The organism is uncultured Pseudoteredinibacter sp. (assembly GCF_947500695.1).
Taxonomy (GTDB): Bacteria; Pseudomonadota; Gammaproteobacteria; order Pseudomonadales; family Cellvibrionaceae; genus Pseudoteredinibacter.
Genome location: NZ_CANMSS010000001.1, coordinates 588963 through 608178, shown reverse-complemented (window position 1 = coordinate 608178; position 19216 = coordinate 588963). Strand labels below are relative to the sequence as shown.

Here is a 19216-nt window from a genome sequence, read left to right as displayed (position 1 = left end):
TGCGCCCTAAATCCAATTGTCGTGATAACGTAAACTGCTGTCCCAACAGATAACTGCTGAATACCTGAGATACGGACAACCCGAGACAAGGAACCGCTATGGCTACTTTTAGTGCTATTGACCGAATTATGATCGCTGTAAATGATCTCGAAAATGGCGTTAGTAGCTATCGGGCCTTACTAGGTCGATATGAGTCTGAGCTTGGTCAAGACAACAAGCTTGGCATTCGATATGCCCGTTTTCGACTGTTAAGTTCTACCCTTGAGCTTATCGCTAAGTTACCCGAGGAAGGCTCCGCTAATCCTCTTTCAAGCCTACTCTCCAATCGCCTTACGAGCTATGGCGAAGGCATTATGGCAATTGCACTACGAAGTGAAAAATTGGAAGCTGGCTGCAATCTATTAGATGAGCAGGGGGCTTCCTATACTCGTATCGAAGCTGAAGACTATCTGGCTGGCGAACAAATGTTAATCAGCGAGTCAGCAGACTTTATGGATTTAGGTATATTTGTTGTTGAAAGCCCAGACAAGCTGCGCTTACCTTTCGCAAAGGCTAGGGAGGGTATTAATCCAGCAAGCCTGATAGACGATGTCGACCATATTGTGCTCAATAGTAGTGATGGTGATAGGTTGAAAAGTTATCTGACCGAAGGACTTGGCTTATCACTTCGCCTTGATCAAAGTCGACCTGAATGGGGGGCTCGGCAATTATTTTTCAGGGTTGGCGCCAACATTCTTGAGGCGATGGAGTTCCTTGATAGGAAGCAAAAAGCAGAGCATGACCACTTTTGGGGTATCGCTTTTTCTGTACCAGATCTCGATAGCTGCCTCGAACGCCTGGCAGAAGATTCTGTCAAAGTGAGTAACTCGCGAAAAGGGCGGAAAGCGGGAACAAAGGTAGCTACTGTCAAGAGTAGCCACTGTGGTATAGCGACATTGTTAATTAGCTTGGATTAGCGTAGCCCGCAATTTTAATAAGTGCAGTTACTAAGTATTTGGGTTTATGATTTTTGACGACGCCACTGTAATAGGGCCAAACTCATATTCGCCAGAATAATTAATGCGGCGCCGAGTATCATTTGAAATCCAACTTCTTCTTGCAAAAAATAATAGCTCGATAGCATGGCCAGTGGCACATACAAATAATAAATCATGGCGGTAAACAAGGCGGGTAGTTCGGTACTGGCTTTTACCCAAAGGCCATGAGCCAGCAATGTGCAAATGATCGCCAGTGCCAATAGCTGTTGCCAATCCAGTGTTGTTTTGGGCATCTCAAATTCACTAAAGAACAAAAGAAAGACCAGCAGCGCAAAGGCGAATTGTCCCCAGGTACGCGTTAGAGTAGGCAGCTCGCTAACGCGCTGATGAAGTAATGGCATAGCGGCGTATAAAATGGCGCTAATTAAGCCACTGATAAGACCGATAGATGAGGCCTCTTGCCAATTGACCTTTGGAGAAACCAATACACAGCCACCGATGCACACAGTAATCGCTAAGCATTCCGGCAATGAAACACGGTATCCCTTAAATAGGGCGTTTAGCAGTATGAGATGGGCCCCATAAGTGGATACAGCGATAGCGGCTAGGGCAGCCCCGGCGGTTTTAATACTATAAAAATAACTCAGCCAATGTAGCCCAAAGCAAAAGCCGATATAAAGCAATCCCAGTAATTGCTGGCGACTTAAAGTACTCAATAACTTTTTGTAAAAAACCAGAGGGCTAATAATAATGAGCGCTATGGCTAATCTAAAAATGCCAATGCTCACCACGTTAGCGCTGGTCGACTTTATCAACACCGGCACTAAGGACATGCTGAGCACAGCAAGGACAGCAATTAAAATGAGTCGAATAGGCATAATAGAATCCGTTTTTGCGGCTGCGGATAATAGTCTATGCGCTAAGTAAACTAAAGCAGGAATTACAGATTAACGGGCGCCTATTAATAGGCGCCTTTAGCTTGTATAACCGCTGGAATGGTCAACAGTAGAATTTTTATGTCGGCTAATGCCGATTGCGAGTGGATATATTGGCGATCCATTTCTAACTGCTGCTCAAATGGGATATCTGCACGACCGGAAATCTGCCAAATACCCGTAATACCGGGGAGCACTTTTAAGCGATCCATTTGTGCAAGGCTGTATTGGGCGACTTCCTGGGCTAGTGCAGGGCGAGGGCCGACAAGGGCCATATCGCCTGTTAGCACGTTCCACAATTGTGGCAGCTCATCAATCGAAGAGCGCCGCAGAAAGCCACCAATGCGGGTAATGCGTGGGTCATTTTTAAACTTCAGGCAAATACCATCACGACTACTGTCTTTCGGATCAGGCTTTATATAATTTGGATCGTCATCGCAATACATGGTTCGGAACTTGTAAAATGCAAAACATTGCCCATGCCGGCCCACCCGGAGTTGGCGGTAAATAGCGCTACCTTTAGAATCCATTCGTATTGCAATTACAAGCAAGAGCCATAGTGGCGATAAGATTACAATCCCCAATAACGCCGCTGTGCGCTGCAGCAGGATTGGTAAGCCTCGATCGGGGTTTTGGTAATAAAGCCAATTAGCGTGCACGTATAACTGGCCACTGTGTTTGATGGCGTCAAAATTAATTCTTGTATTATTCATTACAAACACTCCTTATAACTGGCGCTTTAAACGAAGCAGGCGCAATAGGTAGAGTGGATTACCGATAACATAGCGATAGAATTTTTTACTTGGTTCCTGGAACAGCCTCCATAGCCATTCAAAACCAAGCTCTCGTAAAAACAGTGGTGCGCGGGGAATGTTTCCAGAGTGATAGTCAAACAAACCACCAACGGCTAAGGCCTTGTCGACTTTGAGTTTATGGCGGTTACGCTTTAGCCACTGCTCCTGCAAAGGCGAGCCCAAACCTAGCAATAAAATATCCGCTTTACTGTTATTAATGCTGTCAATGGTTTGTTGTTCCAGCTTGTCATTATTCCCAGTATTAGCAAAGCCATGTTGTACGCCTACGATCCGTAGGCCAGGGTATTTCTTGCGGAGTTTATCTGCGGCTTTAGCAGCCACACCGGGCGCTGCGCCATACAAAAACAAACGCTTGGAGGCCGAGCTGGCTTGGCGGCACAGAATTGGTAGCATATCGGTTCCGTTGACATTACCTTTTAGCGCAATACCTAATTTACGCGCTCCCATTCGCACACCTGAGCCATCTGCAAAAACTTTATTGGCCGAGTTGATTGCATGGCGTAATTCAGCTTGCTCGTGGCTAAGATTGACAGAATTAACATTCACAAAAACGGCGGTCTCACAACCTTGTTCAGGTTTGTCGAAAAGCCAATCAATCGCTTCGCTCATGGAATGGTTGTCTATCTTTAAGCCAAACAAATAGAAACTTGTTTCGCTTTTGAGTTTTTTGCCTTTATACAGCAAACTGCATAAGGCAGTTTTAGCAAGGGTTTTAAAGTAGGTAATTCCCTGCAGAGATTGGAACTGCCGCTCCAAAGAGAGGGTTTCGCTAGGGCCTAACAAGCCGATCGAACGATGATTGCTGGCCAAGCTGAATATTCCTGCCGGATAAGCTGCTTTACTATTCTCTGGACTAATATCATTGGGAACGAGGCGGCTATCAGTGGGCAAGCGATCGAGCCCGATAATACTTAACTGGCCCCTCAATACACTCAAGTACAGGCCAATATTGGCGTGCTCACTGTTTCTAAGTAACAGCTGGTGGACAGGTCGGTGCAAGGCGTCTAGTGCGATTTCCTTTTTGAAGAGGCTTTCAGATTTGAAATATGAGCGTATTGCGGCGCTTAAAATAAATGGGCTATAGAGACCTAATGCGAGGCTTGCAGTAACCACGTCGCAGGCGCGCGTCAACTTCCCTTGGGGTACGATGGATAGTTTATCTTTAGTCATAGCAAGCTCCTGTTTGTTATGTAACAGGGCTATTGCAATGGCTATTCCAAAACTTAAGAATCACTTAAGTCATTGAAAATAAAGAAGATATGCATTCTCTGGTTTCTATGTGTTTATTTCATTTTGCTAAAATTTTTACTGTGCAAGGCAGAATGCGAATGGATATGCAAATAGAGGTAATAGTGGCCAAGCGGAAAGTTCGATGGCCATTACTCTTGGTCAGAATAGCCTCCAAACATTATGAGCTTTCATGCAAAACTGGCCTTTATAAGCTAAACTGCTAACGCCTTTTTCTGAATTAGTGGCCAGGGTATGGAAGCAAATATCGTCGCAAGAAGCAGACAGTACAGCATCCTTTTTGTGGATGATGAGCAATCGATCTTAAAAGCTATCGAACGTGTTACCTTCGAAAGCGAAGCCAACTGTCTATTTTTCAGTTCTCCTTTACAAGCGCTGGATTATATAAGGGAAAACCCGGTCGACATTCTGGTATCTGATATTAATATGCCCGAAATGAGTGGTATTGAATTGCTCGCTCAAGTCGCCGAAGAATATCCAGAAATTATTCGCATGGCCCTCAGTGGCATGAGTGAAAAAGACACGGTGCTGGATGCCATCAATCAAGGCCGTATCTGGGGTTTTATAACAAAGCCTTGGGATAACGATCAATTGCTAAACAGCTTAGAGCAAGCTGTGTACCTGCGAAGTCTAATTCTAGAGCGACTCATGCTGCAGCGTAGCGTGAGTCAGCTTAGCTGCTTGAACCAAGAGCAATTCGATGACTTTATAGGCGACAGCCTCGCCATGCAGTGCGTATATCAGCTTATTAGCAAAGCTGCGCCCAGTGAAGCCAGTGTTTTTGTAACAGGCGAAAGCGGAACGGGTAAGGAGCTAGTGGCCGCAGCCTTACACAAACATAGTAAACGTAAAGATAAACCATTTGTTACTCTGAACTGCGCCGCCATACCCAGTGAATTATTGGAATCGGAAATATTTGGCCATGTAAAAGGTGCTTTTTCGGGGGCACACAAAGAGCATGATGGCTTAGCCAGTAAAGCGGACGGAGGAACATTCTTTCTCGATGAAATCAGCGAAATGGATATGTCTTTGCAGTCGAAGCTGTTGCGTTTTATCCAAACAGGTCTCTATTCAAAAGTCGGTTCAAGTCAGGAAGAGATTGTCAATATTCGTTTCGTTAGCGCCTGTAATAGGGATCCATTAGCCGCAATTGAAAACGGTATTTTACGGGAAGATTTGTATTATCGACTGAACGTCATCGCTGTCGATATGCCAGCCCTTAGAGAGCGTGAGTGGGATGCTTTACTATTGGCAAACCACTTTCTTCAGCTTTTTGCTCAAAAGGAAGACAAGCTGATTATCGGTTTTGATGAAAAATCGGAAGCCTTGATTAGTAATTATCATTGGCCAGGAAATGTTCGCCAGCTAGAGAACGCGGTCTATAGTGCGGTAATCCTTAGTTCGGAGCAGTTGATTAATAGCACTGAACTCAATAACAGCCTTAAATTGAGCGCTGATGAACTTGCCCAACTTATTAAGCCGAAGAAAATACGCTCTAAGTCATACAGTACTGCGGTTGAAAGCGCTAAAACCTTAGCAGTTTCCCAAGTGCAAGGAGAGGCCGGCGAGGCAGTGATGGAGCAGGCGGCTACTCAGCAACATGGATTTGTCATTGATAGTTCAGCTGTTCCATGCCCTATACCCCTAAGCCAAGTTGAGCGTAAAGCGGTTGAAGATGCTATCAAGTATTGTGATCAGAATGTAGCAAAAGCGGCCGCCATGCTGGAAGTCAGCCCGTCTACTTTATATCGTAAAATGCAGCAGTGGCAGGACTAGAACCCTCTTGGGGACCCATCAGAGGCGTTCCCACTATCAACAAAACGCAATGCAATTTGCAAAAAACGAATTCGTACCCCAGCTGTAAAACCCCTGCACCTCTATAATAATCAAGCACTTACAGCAACTATCTAGATTGGCCCGAATATTGAAATACCCTACAAAAGGAGATTGGGTATGGATCTATCGGCAGCCTTTAAACGGCTAGACAAAAGCAATCGTCGCTTGTTACAGAACCTCTTATCACTGCTGAGTGCAGAAGGGGTTCATCGTATTAGTCGCTTGCTCAGTATAATCGTGATCGCGAGGGCACTGGGGGTCGAGGCCTATGGCACAATGGTGTTTGTCGCGATTTGTCATGAGAGTTTCCGAAGCCTTTCCAAGCTATCTGGCGGCCTGCTCATTATCCAATGCAAACAGCGAGATCTACTTTGGATAGCCCAGCAGGCTGCCAGCCTAAACTGGGGTATCGCTATTATTACGATGATTCTCCAGTGGCAATTGGCCAACGTTATCGGCAGCTATTTTAATCAATTGGAGGCAGCAACGCTTCTAAAGTACAGTGCGCTTGCCCACTTGCTTTATCCATTGGTTATGGTGCGTGTAAATCTAATGCATCGTCGTCAACAGCTAAAACGTTTCGCTGTTCTTAGCACCAGTTCTGTTGTTGTAGAAGATCTAAGTTGTGCATTCTTAGCCTTTTACCTGCAATCCGCATGGTGCATAGTATTTGCAAAGTTGGCTTCCGCAGCGATGTGGTGTTTTCTATTCTATCGCTATAGCGAAGATAATATTGAAGCTAGGTTCAAAGCAAATCTAGCACACAAACTCTTACGCCAAGCTATCCCCGTTTTTGGTTCGGAACTCGCGAAACAATTTCGCCTAAGTTGTGATGTATTTATTGCAGCAAGAGTACTTGGGCCTGAGGCTTTCGGTTTTTATAGCTTCGCTCGTAATGCAGCAATTGGTATTGCCCAATCACTGGGCAATGCTTTCCTAAGAGCTATTCATCCTTATTTAGCTAAAGAATTTTCCCGCAATGAAGGTTTTTCATCGATTTGGCGTAGCTATGGACTTTGTCTAATCACTAGCAGTTTTTTCGTGTTGCAATCTCTGTTAGCGCCCTTATATGTGCCGCTACTTTTTGGTGAGGCATGGCAGGGGGCTGTAAAACTAGTGAGTCTACTCTGCTATGCCAGCGTAGCTCTATTGCTGCTTGATTGCAGCTTATTGATTATTCGCTGCCTAAATTACTTTAAATGGGAAGCTCTATTACAAAGCGCTGGCCTGCTAAGCCTATGTGCATTGTTGCAATTCAACTACTTTGATTCCGCCTATTCCTTCGCTCAAGCCTTTGTTATCGGGCTAGGGCTTATGAGCTTTCTTTTGATGATTGCACTAATTGCCTATTTATATTTCAACAAAATGCCAGGAGGCCATTATGAATAATAGTAAACGTCCAGTATTTTCAGTCGTCGTGCCTATGTATAACGTCGAGGACTATATTGAGTGCTGCTTAGACTCACTGCTAAATCAAAGCTATAAAGACTTTGAAATCATTTGCGTTGACGATGGTTGCACCGACAAAACGCTCGCAAAGCTCAATCGATACCAAGATGGAAGAATTCGATTAGTTCAGCAAGCGAATAGCGGACTGGCTGCCGCGCGTAATACAGGCATCCGCTATAGTCGTGGTATCTACATAGCATTCCTAGACTCTGATGATTTTTGGCATCAAGACAAGCTCAAACTGCATCATGAACACTTCCTACAGAACCCTAAGTTAGGACTGAGCTATAGCGCATCTCTGTTTGTCGATGAGCTTGATCAAGCTCTAGGCATTGGCCAGTATCCTAAATTAAGCAATATTAGCGCGGCCGATGTATTTTGCCGTAATCCAGTAGGCAATGGCTCAGCTGCTGTTTTACGAAGAGCCGCATTAAATCAGATTGCATTCTTCAACCCCAACAGTGCCAAGCCCAGCCAATTACAATACTTTGATGAAGATCTACGACAGTCTGAAGATGTAGATTGCTGGCTACGTCTTGCCTTACAAACACAATGGGAGGTACAGGGACTAAGGCAAGCCTTAACATTCTACCGTGTAAATCAGCAGGGTTTATCAGGTAATGTTTCCAAGCAACTGGCTAGCTGGGAATCTGCAGTTGCCAAACTTAAGCAAAAGCATAAGAAGTTTTTTAATCGCTATTACCCCTTGGCCAGGGCCTATCAACTACGCTACCTGGCAAGGCGTGCGGTTATGAATCAAGAAAGCCTTAAAGCAACCGTGCTATTTATTAAAGCAATAGCCTGTAATAGCAAGATCATCATCCAAGAGCCGATACGCACACTAATGACGCTCGCCGGTGTAATAGCATCTTATCTGCCTGGTGTTGTTTTTGAAAAGGTGAAGTCTTTAGCCTTTTCTAATATGAAATCAAGTGGTGCATAGAACCCAATGTAAATAGGTGCCTGGCTACTTGATAGGCACCTAAAATAGCCCTCGTTTAATCTGTTATCTCGACAATTAGTGTAGAGTTGGGTTCCACTCAAGCCTCGAGTGTGTTGAATTCGGGCTTGTACAACTATCCCTAGAGCATTATCTAGTTCCAAATTATATTTATCGATTAATGAAAACCAATATATTGAGCTTCAGCAGCGAGAGTTGTGTTGGAGTAAAGTTTTATGATGAGCAATAACGGAATCGTTCATCGTTAGTATAACAAGTAAAAAAATCTCAATTTGGCCACATAGAGAAGACGCCAGCTTGGGGGATCGATTTGGAGTGACTAGGCTCCTGACAAAATCTCTCGGAGAAGTTTTGGGCTTGGCCGAAGGCTGAGCGCCCGGATGGCGCGAATCCACGGAACGGGTGGCTGCATGACTATTCTGCGAGGAGCAGAATAGGGCTTGCCCGAAGGGTGAGCAACTGGATGTAGCGAGTCCATGCAGCGTCGGAACGGAAAATCGCTCCTCCAAGCTGGGGGCTGGATATTTACCTAGAAGTACAAAAAGCCTATAAGTACTGTTGATTAATAAAGCTGATCCAAACTACCTCTCCAGCGCTTTTTATACCGTAGCTGCGACAGCTGCGAATTCTTCTCGGTTTTCCTCAATTCAACTATCTTGCAGAACCAAGCCTTTAGCCCTTGTTTGTACAAAAAAGCATGGCAAAAAAGCAGATACAACAAGCTCTTAAAAGTAAATTTTCTCTCTAAACTACTGACGAGCAAACTCTTAGCTTGATCAAAACAAGCAGCATCAATATTGAGCTTAGCTAAATGTCTAAGGTGCGTGGCTGTACAAGAAAGCAAACTGTCACGCAGACTATCTTGCAAGCCATCATGGCTAGCTATATCTAGCAACTGCTGGCTGTACTGACACTCCTGGGTTTCAGGTTTTTGTTCACAGGCACGATTATCCGCTTCCAAACGGTATACGCTTAAGCGTAGAGGCGAATAGGCGATACGGCCACACAATGCCGCTCGCTGCCACAGCTCCTGATCCTCGCCCATACGCTGGCCAAGCGGAAAGCCACCTAGCTTGAGTAATAAGGCCTTAGCGATACAAACACTTGAAGCATTAAAAGGAAGATCTCCTTCAGCCACCATATCAAAATAGTTTTCTAAATCAGCATTGCGACCATAGCGAAATTTAGCAGCCTGGTAATCAAGCTTACCAAGCTGATATTGATAGGCTGTAGCAAGAAATTCACTTGAATGGCTTTCAAAATATAGTTGTTCAATCTGACTTAAAAACTGGGGCAGCCAAACATCATCAGCATCCAAAAAGGCAATGTACTCGCTATTGGCTAGTTCAATGCCGTGGTTTCTAGCAGCCGAAACGCCTTGATTATGTTGCCTAACAAGATTTATGGCGTCTTTTTGGTTACTAGCTAAGCTGGAAATATAGGCGCTGACAACTTCAAAGGAAGAATCTGTAGATCCATCATCAACAATAATAACTTCGTCGGCTGCACGATCTTGTTTCATTGCCGATTCAAGAGTGGCAATAACTTCCTCAGCTTTATTGTACAAGGGTATTACCACACTAATGCTTAGTGATTTACGCATAGCAGATCCTCCATAGCGATTGAACGAAGATCAAAGTTTTTCAAAGAAGCTCTCAATGCATCCGAGATAGCAAGCTGCGCGCCGTCAAAACCATACTCAAGTCCGTCAATCAGCTCTTTTTGTAGTCTCATTTCATTAAGTTTAAATGCATCAAAGCGATATCGAGCTGGAGCCTTAACTTGCTGATGCCAGCCATCACATTTACTGTGGTAGGAAAGATTGATGCAGGGTGTTTCAGCCAAAAAGGAAAAAACAGCGGCATGCAAACGCATAGCCAAAACAACACGCATTTGTTTAAATTTTTCTATTATCAAGGCGGGGTTGCTTTGGTAGTAGTAATAGATAACGGGAACACCTTGGGGAATAAGGTTTTTGAGCTGCTTGTGAACCGCGCTATCACCCAGAGAAGGATGACCATTAAAATCAAATAAATAGATAGGCTCACCCGTTAATGCGTGTATTAAGGCTAGGCTCCGCGCTAAGGTTTTTAAGCGATAGGTTTCAGCGGCATAGTCGCCACCGAGTCTTTCAACTGGGCATAGAGCAACAGCAATCCCACGTCGTTTATCTTTCTCTGAGGTATTTACTACAATGCTATTATCTCCAGGTTTCGCTTGAGTTTCCGAACAGCGATGCAACTCAGCCTTGGGGATTTCACTTAGTATCGCAGCGAGATCGAAAGTTAATTCTACATTCGCGTTAACAGATAGAGATTTAGCGATTTCATAACTTTGCAGGTCTCTAACGCCAACAAAATCACATTGCTCTAAGAACTTTTTACACTCTTTTTCAGCGGCAGTATTTTTAAAAGGCCCGAGCCCAACACCTAAGGCGGAGTTGCGCCCTTGGTTAATGCGGCACAAATGACGCATATGTTGAATATCACGGGCACAATGAAAGACACTTCCGCCGCCGAAAATTAAGTGCTTGTTTTGCCAGGCAGCTCGGTATTGCAGCAATCTATTCTGTCCGGGAAAGTCTTGATGCTCATTAATCAACGAGGGAATAGAGCCGAGTAGTGGCAATTTGAGTTCATGGCATGCATTGACTGTAACTTGCTCAGCTTGGAAGTAACGCTTTGCGCCCCAGGCGCTGGCTAGCAGAAGGGCATTGTCACCTGCATTGTGCATGCCATAGTAGCCAAATAAGAATGCTTTATTCATAACACCACTCCATTTCTGTAGTCGTACAGCTGTTATTGCAATCGCTGTACCAGTAAATTGAGTGTTGGTAAGTTGCTGTTTTATATGGATTAAATGAAATCTTTTTGCTGAGGCAAAGGAAAGCTACGGTCCTGCAAGAGCATATTTCACTGCAGTTTAGGAATATTTTGCATTTTGCAAAATTGGCTCAAGGCAACTTTTATCGATTCAGTGATAGCTAGGGCAGCTCTGAATAATGGCGTTAGTGCTCAGCGGAGGTTTAAAGCTCCCAGATACTAGGCCTGAGCACCAAAGCCATTATTCAGAGGTGCCCAAGGTATTTTTAGGCTTGCGCCAATCCACAGCAAAGCGGGCCAGATTATATAGGCGAGGATTTCTAGATTTTCAGTGAAACTATAAATACAGAGTATAAAACAGAGTACGAAGCCACAGCAGATATCAGCATTTTCGTGGGCACGCCAGAGCAGATAGAGTGCAGTTATGATGAGTGGGCAAGCAAATGCCAGTAGGCCCACTAGTCCCTTAACATAAAGCAGACCATACCAACTGTGGTGCGAGCCAATAGGCATAAACTCTACGCTCTTAGGTCCAGCGATTACGATCCCATGGCCAAACCAATAGGCGTCATTCTGCCAGCTTTGGATGGCGATCTGCGCCAACTCGGCACGAACTCTCGTGGAGTCTGGTCGGGCATTCTTAATGTCGTCCATAGTCGTCTGTAAAAGCTCTATAGCCTCAACACTAAACAACAGCAATACCGGCGCAATGACCGCAAGTAAAAGATATATCGGACGCCGCGCGCTCAAGCGCATAAAAACATAAAGGGGCCCACAAATAACGAGTAAGATCCAAGCGACACGAGACTGGCAAAGTATCATCATAAGTATACAGCTCGCCATTCCCGCAAATCTCAATGGTCGATGTTCTGTGCGACTACACATGATCAGCAGCAAGCTGGCGACTAGCCCCCCAGCTGGGGCCCAAGGCGCATAGAAAAACCAGCGTGGCCAGCCCGTCTCTGGGTTGATACCGTATAAACGCACATCAAAGAACTCTGGACCACCACCACCCATAAACTGCAAAGGAGAGATGTATAAGCTCTGCGGCAGTTTTAGTATAAAGGCAAATACCGATACAAATGCATAAAGCCCGCCCATTAGTGCAAGCCAGCAGCAAGCACGGCTGATATTCGATAAATTTAAAGGCAGCAATGCGCCAAGACCAATAAACAGGGAGAATAGCGCCCAGCCCTTAGCCCAGCCAAAACTGGACTTAATTGTTTTCGCCGCGCCCAGTTGCCACTCTCCATGCGCGATCAATAGACAAATAAGCAGTAATAACATGCCTAAGGCCCAGAGTAGTACCAAAACAGATAAGTGTTGGTAGTGCTTAGGGCCCTCGATATACAGGCGAAGCATTACGATAAGCAATAGTACCCAGGCAATAACTGAGCCCAATAGATATAGCAATCCAAAAATATACGCTGGCCAGGTTGCTAGAATTGCATAAATGATCAGTTTTTCTTCAATAAGAATTGAATAATGGCTTGTCTTTGCCATAGCAAAACCCCTCCGCAATTCAGTAAAACTAGCGCAGCAATAATGGCCAATAAGGCAATCATCGGATTAGGACTGATTGGATTCAGAGCCATACTCGGTGCAGCGAGTAGTTGAACAATAGGGTAGGACGCATAAATATCACTTTGGTTAAGCTCTAGACGCGCCGCCGCGGAATTATAAACAGCTTCCGCTCTTTGAAACTCCCGTTCAAGACGGTCTAACTCAGCAGCTTCACGGGCCAGAATTTTTAACTCGTCTTGTAGGCGAAGTTCATTAAGTTTGATCTGTTCGTATTCTGCATTGAGACCCTCTAGCTCGGCATTATCCATGAGCAACTTAGAAAATAGTGATGCCAACTGTTTGCTTGATCCTAAATTAGTGTTTTGCAGTATTTGTGCTGAAAACCCACCAGCTATTTCTTCGCTACGTTTGCGAATATTGGCTCGAGCGGTACTGTAACGTTGCTGAACTTTGCGCATCTCTGGGTGATTTTTAGCAAATTTAGCGCGATGCTCATTGTATTTAACGTTAATGATGGCCAGCTCTTCCAGATATACGTTGAAACGGATATCAGACTGTAAATTAAGGGCTTTTGCAGCAATATAGGGTGAAATGCCAAGATCCTTACTGAGCCTATCCACCTCGTACTCAAGTCGCTTGATTTCGGCGCTTAGCGATGATTTTTTGCTGCGAGTGTCTGAAATTAACGCGAGGTGGTCACTCATCATTTTTTTGTCTAGCAGTAAGGATTGCTGCTGAAAACTAAGTAGTTTCAAGCGACTGTCATTGAGCGTACTCAGTTGTACAGACAGGGCCTTGCGTGTGCTTTGTTGGCGTCTTTTTAACTCATCCTCACGCAGCTCCGATAAGCGTTCTTGCAGTGCAGAAAAGTAAGCCCATGCGAGTTCTTGGCTGTGATCGGCATTAACACTTCGAATGTCGAGCTCGATAATTGAAGTTTGCTGCAATAGCTTAACTTTGGGCCTAGCAGGGGCTTCAGCTAGATTAAGTTGACGCTTTACTTTTTCGGCGACATCTCGGCTTTCTAGAATCGATTTGTAATTCGCTCTAGGATTAAACTGCTGGCTGAACGGTGAGCTCGAACTGGAACTAACCTGGCCAACATTTTCTAGTTTTACATTACTATTGCTGCCTTTGCCCGGCAGAAGAATGGACATTTTACTTTGAAAAATCGGTGTCTTTATTAGATACAGTCCAACCATCAATATTGGGATTATGTTCAAGGCAAGAAACAGCAGCACAGTCAAGCGACGCTTAGTGCGGCTTGCCTGCTTTTTCTTTAGCTGTTTCTTGCTTGATTTCATATCAGTTCTCAATATTTGTTTGGCTTTTACAACAATTTAATCGGTGACAATATGTCTAACAAAGAGCGTGCTAATGAACGAGCATTGCTTATGTCAGAGTCATAGCAGGCAACAGCGTCATTAGGCATTAGATAAGGGTTGAGGCTGTCTCTACCTGGGTGCCTAATAAGTTCTTCGACGGATCGTTCTAAGACGCGGGTCTTTCCAGTAAATGGATTACGGCTTGCTAGGATCACTTTACGAGAGGAGTTACTCAGGCTCGCGCCTCCAACACAGTTAGCCGAGGTGACGGCATGCAGCAGACGTGAACCATAGGGTAGGTTGCTGCTGTATCGCCCCACGGCCGCATTAGCATTGTTAGAAGCGGTTTCACTGAGGTTAGAGAGGAATACACGCATTCCTTTTGGCGTGATCATGCTCGGGCGGATTAAGTATTCCTGCATGCAGCCGGTGCTCGGCACATGAATTTTATCGCCAGCTTGTAAACCGACATCTTGGTAGTCACCGCCATCTACGATTCCCGAAACGTCAACACGATAGCGCCAATCGCCGCGACTGATCTGCACATTTTTAAGATCCGCATCTGGTCTTACGCCGGAGGCTGCACGTAATGCTTCAGACAGCAAGCGAGTTTGTGCAAAGTCACCCCTAGCAAGCAACTTACTTTCGGCCTGCTGCTCTTTATTTTTTTCATTGATACGAACACGACCAGGCTCGAATACAGAACCTTGCACCGTAATATCGATTGCGGCCCATTGCAGGACTCGCACATCAACCATCAGGGCGTGGGCTTGGTAGATAGAACCTTTGATAAGGGCCAGTTCTAGCTGCTGTTGTAGCTCGACGCTGCTCAAGCCTGAGGCCTTAATGGGTTCGATCATGGCTAACTTCAAATAGCCATCAGCGGAAATGATAAAGTGACCTGAGTGTGCTTTATCCAGGCTTATTTCGATCTCGATTAGATCTCCAGGGCCTAGCACGGATTTCGGCGCATTGTTGTTCTGCTGGGGAGAGTTACGCGGGTTGTTTAAGGAGCTGGCGTTGCACATGGGCTCGATACCGTAAACGTGGTTTGGCACGTCAACTTGGCTACCGTATAAAAAGTGGCGCTCGCTATTATTGCCATTGTCAGGCAGGCCTAGGCCATGTTGCTGGGTACAGGCCGCTAAATTGAGTATGGCTGCAAGTCCAAGCAGGGGATAGCTGGCTTGTTTTCTCATGGCATAACTCCACATAGCTAAATTAAGATGATTTCTTAGTACTAGCACTGCAAAACTTAAGCCATGATAAATTTGTACCTGTAAGCGATTGATAATAAGGGGTTTATTGCTTCATGGGGTTTTGTGAATGTATTGCCAAATTGCAATTTTTGCATTTTGCAAAGAGGAAAATCCTATGTAAGTCGCAGGATAGAAAGCTATTCGAAGGAGTTTATTCGGCTGCGATAGGCTCGCGATTGATCGGTAAGCTGATGTGGAAACTGGTGCCTTTGCCAATGTCACTGCAGACGCGAATCGTGCCTCCAAGGCTCTCTATAATGCCATAGGAAACGGAAAGTCCTAGACCAGTACCTTTACCAACCTCCTTGGAGGTATAGAAGGGGGTGAAAATTTTATCCATGTCCTCTTCAGATATGCCCTTGCCATTATCTTCTACTAGGTAGTGAATATAGCCGCTCTCTTGATAACCTTTTATTTTGATCAGGCCGTTCTCATCGACAGCGTCACAAGCGTTGACGATAAGATTAATGAAAACTTGGCTCAATTCATTTAGGTTACACATGATAGGCGGTAATTCGGCCAAGTCAGTGTGAATTTCACAGTGGTATTTGACCTTATTATTGGTAATGCGAATCGACGAAAGGACGGCGTCATTGCTATCGTTAAGTTGCACATCCGCAGATTTTGAACGAGCAAGAGATTTTAAATCGGCAACAATGGCTTGTACCCGATCCACGCCTTCTCGCAGCTCAGAGAATATCGCTTCTGAATCCCCAGCAATGAACTTGATTTTTTCTAGGCGGGCGTGGTTAATATCGCTGTGTTGAGCGCCAGTTTTTTCAGGGAGGTGCTGCTGATAAAACAAAAAATAGCGCTCTAAGGTGCCTATATTACTTTTGATAAAGGCCAGTGGGTTATTGATTTCATGGGCAATGCCCGCAGAAAGCGTACCCAAAGAGGCCAGTTTCTCGGTTTGTATAAGTTCTTTTTGCTGCTGTTTAAGCTTTGCGTTTGCAGCCTCGAGCTGCTGATTAGCCTCGTATATATCTCTTACTTTGGATTCCAGAAGAAGCTCAGCTTGTTGCCTGGCTTTGCGCTCACGTGCCAGTGATTTTTTATAAACTTCAATCTCATCCATCGGCAATGGTAACTCGTATTTCGCAATGGTCTGAGCCTTCATGCATACACACTGGGTGCTCTATGCGTATGGGGGTTTGATAGTAATTTGCGGATGCTTCTATTAATCCGACAGATAGGTGGCATAGCTTTCGTGGAGAGCGATAGTGCATCAATAGTTGCTTGGGTGATTCTCGATCGTATTCAAAATCAGGGGTAGAGGCATTGGGGTAGAGTTTATTCACCTCCATATGAATCACAGAGTCTACCGAGATTAAGAAATCGAAGAGATTATCGTGGCTGGTGATAAACTGAGGGTAGTTTTCCTCAAAATACTGCCATAGAAACTGGCCAAAACGTCGAATAAGCACTGGAGCAGGCATATCTAGTAGCTCAGAGGCCGCCCCGACAAGAGAAATCAACTCTTGATCGTCATATTGTGCGGTAGCGACATAGATACCTCCGGATGGCGGATTCGCCGTATCGAGAATATTTTGCCACATAGCCAAACCGTAGTTGTCCTCTACTAATTCGGCAAAATTTGTAAAAACCACTCCTTTCATAGCACAGCCTCCATGTTGCGACGTATTCAGTTTATGCTGAATATCACAAATAGCAAACTGTAATGGCTAAGTTTTGTATTAGGTTTATACTAAAGCCATGAAATCTAAAGAGAAATTCGGCATGGATTCCAATAGTAGCGACATTCTGTCATTTGATAGCGGTGATTTGCCAGCCATCGAGATTATGATTGTTGATGATGAGCAGTCGATTTTAAACAGCCTACAAAGGCTGCTTTTTGATATGGACTGTAATATTCGCACCTCAACAAGCGGCCACGAGGCCCTCCAGGCTTTACAAGATCAAGCAGCCGATATTGTCATTTCGGATATGCGCATGGCGGGAATGGATGGTGTTGAATTTCTCAATGAAGTTGCTAATGCTTGGCCAGAAACTGAACGCATTCTACTTACCGGTTATGCCGACCTAGAATCCACCATTGGGGCTATCAACAAGGGAAAAATCAACTTCTATATGGAAAAACCTTGGGATGACGATAGGCTGCGCCGAATTGTTCAAAAGGGCATAGAGATTAGCCACGGAAAGCATCGTACGCAACTGCTTGAAGACAAGGTAAAATTACAAAACCAACAACTTAAAGAACTCAATGAGAGTTTGGAAAATAAAGTCGCCGAGAGAAGCAAAGACCTAGCAGCTAGTAATAGTAAGTTACAGAGCTCCTTGGATCAGCTTAAAGTCAATTACCAACAGACAACCAATTTGTTTTCTAGCCTAATAGAACAAAGAATGGGTAACTCTTTGATCAGCAAGCAGAACCTTATGTTATTGCTGAAAAAGATGGCTGAGCTGTCTGAACTTGAAAAAGATGAAACTCGGGCATTAATCTATGCGGGAATTCTGCGAAATTTAGGTAAGGTTAGTTTTCCAGACAAACTTATAAAGCGTGCCTACCTGGACCTTGACGTGCAAGAGCAGCGCGATTTCCAAACGCATATCAGTATTGCAGAAAACATGATGTCCAGTATGCCGCCTTTAAAGGGTGCCGCCGAGATTATTAGCCAGCGCCATGAGCAGCTTGATGGCCAAGGTTATCCCAAAGGGCTTAATTCACAAGACATCTCTACAGCAGCCAAGATTTTATCCGTAGTGTCAGACTTGTTGTTGTATTGCCAAGGATTGATTGAAACGAATTGCTTGTCTATCGATGAAGCGCTAGGAAAACTAAAAGAGCAGTCTGGCAGCAAATATGATCCTGTTATTGTCGAGCAGCTTTGTACATTACAAAGTGAGTTGAAACTGTTTCTGCGAGATGCTGCAGACAAGTATATTAAGTTGGATCAACTTCAGGCTGGCATGTGTTTGCAACGTGATCTGGTGGCCAGCAATGGTGCCACTCTGCTTGCCGAGGGTGTTGAAATAGATCAGGACATGATTACGCGACTTAAGAGTTTGGCCGCGCAAATGGAAGAGGAGCTAAAAGTCTACGTCAAAGAGCCGGAATGATTTTTAGGCCCTTAAAAATGGATAAAAACAATACTGCTGAGATTTGCTTCTTTTAGCTTTATACATCGCATCGTCAGCATGTTTTACCAGCTCAGCTAAATTTTCGGCATTACTGCTATGTGCAATACCGATACTAATTGCGCAGCCTAACAATTCTTCTTTGTGTGAAGCGCTAATCAATCTTCGGGCTAAACTAAGCGCAGCGTCTTTATCTCCGCCCATATAGATAACAAATTCATCTCCACCTAATCGAGCCAAAAGATCAGAATCCCTGCATTCCTCTTTAAGAAAACTCGCAAAGCTGCAGAGTATTTTGTCGCCAACTTGATGCCCTAAGCGATCATTAACTTGTTTAAACTCATTGAGGTCCAAAAAGAGCAGGGTAGATTCAGCTTTATCGCGCTGCAATTTGGCCCACATGGTTTCACCAAAATCATAGAAAGCCTTACGATTGTAGACATCGGTTAAACAGTCATGAGTGGCTTGATGAGCTATTAGTTCCTGGTGTCGCTTTATCTGGGTAATGTCTTTACTGATGCCAATAAGACCAATGACCTTACCTTTGTCATCGAATACTGGATTTTTTGTGCTACTCACCCAACCGAGTTCGCCGCTGGGCAAATAGTAGGGCTCTTCATGCTGAGCAAGACTAATGCCTTTGTTAATAACATCTTGCTCGTGCTCAAAATAAAGCTCGGCATGCTCTTTAGGGAAGATATCGAAGTCGTCCTTGCCTTGCAGTTCACGCCATTGCTCATGACCCGTAAGGCGTGCAAAGGCGTCGCTGGCAAACATAAACTTATGTTGTGCATCTTTGATATAAACAAAGTCATCAGTGATGCTTAGAAGGGTTTCGAGCACACTTTTATATTGTAAAGCCTGCTTAAATAACGCATCCAGTTTTGTGCTTTGCTGATCTAAATCCAAGCTTGGGTAGGCATTGAGGCTTGTAGACCAGTGTTGGAGCCCAGTCATGCTAGCCTC

Annotated in this window: 16 protein-coding genes; 5 read left to right on the top strand and 11 right to left on the bottom strand. The window is 44.6% G+C overall.

Annotation, left to right across the window (positions count from 1 at the left end; translation table 11 throughout):
* The first annotated feature begins 98 nt into the window (after positions 1–98).
* The gene (locus tag Q1A08_RS02335) at positions 99–956 is read left to right on the top strand and encodes a VOC family protein (RefSeq protein WP_299769189.1); all 858 of its coding nucleotides are present in this window, start codon (positions 99–101) and stop codon (positions 954–956) included.
* 44 nt (positions 957–1000) lie between these two features.
* Here the strand turns inward: Q1A08_RS02335 and Q1A08_RS02330 are convergent, their stop codons facing one another.
* From Q1A08_RS02330 to Q1A08_RS02320, 3 genes are all read right to left on the bottom strand, one after another.
* The gene (locus Q1A08_RS02330; RefSeq protein ID WP_299769186.1) at positions 1001–1855 is read right to left on the bottom strand and encodes a DMT family transporter; all 855 of its coding nucleotides are present in this window, start codon (positions 1853–1855) and stop codon (positions 1001–1003) included.
* Positions 1856–1938: 83 nt separating this feature from the next.
* Complete coding sequence (locus Q1A08_RS02325) at positions 1939–2625, bottom strand: sugar transferase (RefSeq protein ID WP_299769185.1); 687 nt, start codon at positions 2623–2625, stop codon at positions 1939–1941.
* A 12-nt stretch (positions 2626–2637) separates the two neighbouring features.
* Positions 2638–3897: a WecB/TagA/CpsF family glycosyltransferase gene (locus Q1A08_RS02320; RefSeq protein WP_299769182.1), complete on the bottom strand. Its 1260-nt coding sequence runs from the start codon at positions 3895–3897 to the stop codon at positions 2638–2640.
* Positions 3898–4209: 312 nt separating this feature from the next.
* Between Q1A08_RS02320 and Q1A08_RS02315 the strand changes: the two genes are divergently transcribed.
* The 3 genes from Q1A08_RS02315 (at position 4210) to Q1A08_RS02305 (ending at position 8203) form a co-directional block, all read left to right on the top strand.
* A complete protein-coding gene (locus Q1A08_RS02315; RefSeq protein ID WP_299769179.1) occupies positions 4210–5751 on the top strand; it encodes a sigma-54 dependent transcriptional regulator in 1542 nt (513 codons plus the stop codon).
* A 177-nt stretch (positions 5752–5928) separates the two neighbouring features.
* Entirely contained in the window at positions 5929–7200 is a 1272-nt protein-coding gene (locus Q1A08_RS02310) for an oligosaccharide flippase family protein (protein WP_299769176.1), read from the top strand.
* Complete coding sequence (locus tag Q1A08_RS02305; RefSeq protein ID WP_299769173.1) at positions 7193–8203, top strand: glycosyltransferase family A protein; 1011 nt, start codon at positions 7193–7195, stop codon at positions 8201–8203. Before Q1A08_RS02310 ends, Q1A08_RS02305 begins: the two co-directional genes overlap by 8 nt.
* Before the next feature lie 580 nt (positions 8204–8783).
* On the opposite strand, the gene Q1A08_RS02300 is transcribed toward Q1A08_RS02305, so the two are convergent.
* The 7 genes from Q1A08_RS02300 to Q1A08_RS02270 form a co-directional block, all read right to left on the bottom strand.
* A complete protein-coding gene (locus Q1A08_RS02300; protein ID WP_299769170.1) occupies positions 8784–9824 on the bottom strand; it encodes a glycosyltransferase family A protein in 1041 nt (346 codons plus the stop codon).
* Complete coding sequence (locus tag Q1A08_RS02295) at positions 9809–10987, bottom strand: polysaccharide pyruvyl transferase family protein (RefSeq protein WP_299769167.1); 1179 nt, start codon at positions 10985–10987, stop codon at positions 9809–9811. The genes Q1A08_RS02300 and Q1A08_RS02295 overlap by 16 nt, the downstream gene beginning before the upstream one ends.
* Positions 10988–11262: 275 nt before the next feature.
* Positions 11263–12546 carry an O-antigen ligase family protein gene (locus Q1A08_RS02290; protein WP_299769164.1) on the bottom strand — a complete coding sequence of 428 codons (1284 nt, stop codon included), beginning with the start codon at positions 12544–12546 and terminating at the stop codon, positions 11263–11265.
* Positions 12501–13871, bottom strand: coding sequence for a hypothetical protein (locus Q1A08_RS02285; RefSeq protein WP_299769161.1), 1371 nt, complete (start codon positions 13869–13871; stop codon positions 12501–12503). The genes Q1A08_RS02290 and Q1A08_RS02285 overlap by 46 nt, the downstream gene beginning before the upstream one ends.
* Before the next feature lie 26 nt (positions 13872–13897).
* Complete coding sequence (locus Q1A08_RS02280; protein WP_299769159.1) at positions 13898–15091, bottom strand: polysaccharide biosynthesis/export family protein; 1194 nt, start codon at positions 15089–15091, stop codon at positions 13898–13900.
* A gap of 211 nt (positions 15092–15302) precedes the next feature.
* Positions 15303–16271, bottom strand: coding sequence for an ATP-binding protein (locus tag Q1A08_RS02275; protein WP_299769156.1), 969 nt, complete (start codon positions 16269–16271; stop codon positions 15303–15305).
* A complete protein-coding gene (locus tag Q1A08_RS02270) occupies positions 16222–16770 on the bottom strand; it encodes a heme NO-binding domain-containing protein (protein ID WP_299769152.1) in 549 nt (182 codons plus the stop codon). The genes Q1A08_RS02275 and Q1A08_RS02270 overlap by 50 nt, the downstream gene beginning before the upstream one ends.
* Before the next feature lie 97 nt (positions 16771–16867).
* On the opposite strand from Q1A08_RS02270, the gene Q1A08_RS02265 reads away from it, so the two are divergent.
* Positions 16868–18232, top strand: coding sequence for an HD domain-containing phosphohydrolase (locus tag Q1A08_RS02265; protein WP_299769149.1), 1365 nt, complete (start codon positions 16868–16870; stop codon positions 18230–18232).
* Positions 18233–18235: 3 nt separating this feature from the next.
* Here the strand turns inward: Q1A08_RS02265 and Q1A08_RS02260 are convergent, their stop codons facing one another.
* The gene (locus Q1A08_RS02260) at positions 18236–19207 is read right to left on the bottom strand and encodes a GGDEF domain-containing protein (RefSeq protein ID WP_299769147.1); all 972 of its coding nucleotides are present in this window, start codon (positions 19205–19207) and stop codon (positions 18236–18238) included.
* Positions 19208–19216: the final 9 nt, after the last annotated feature.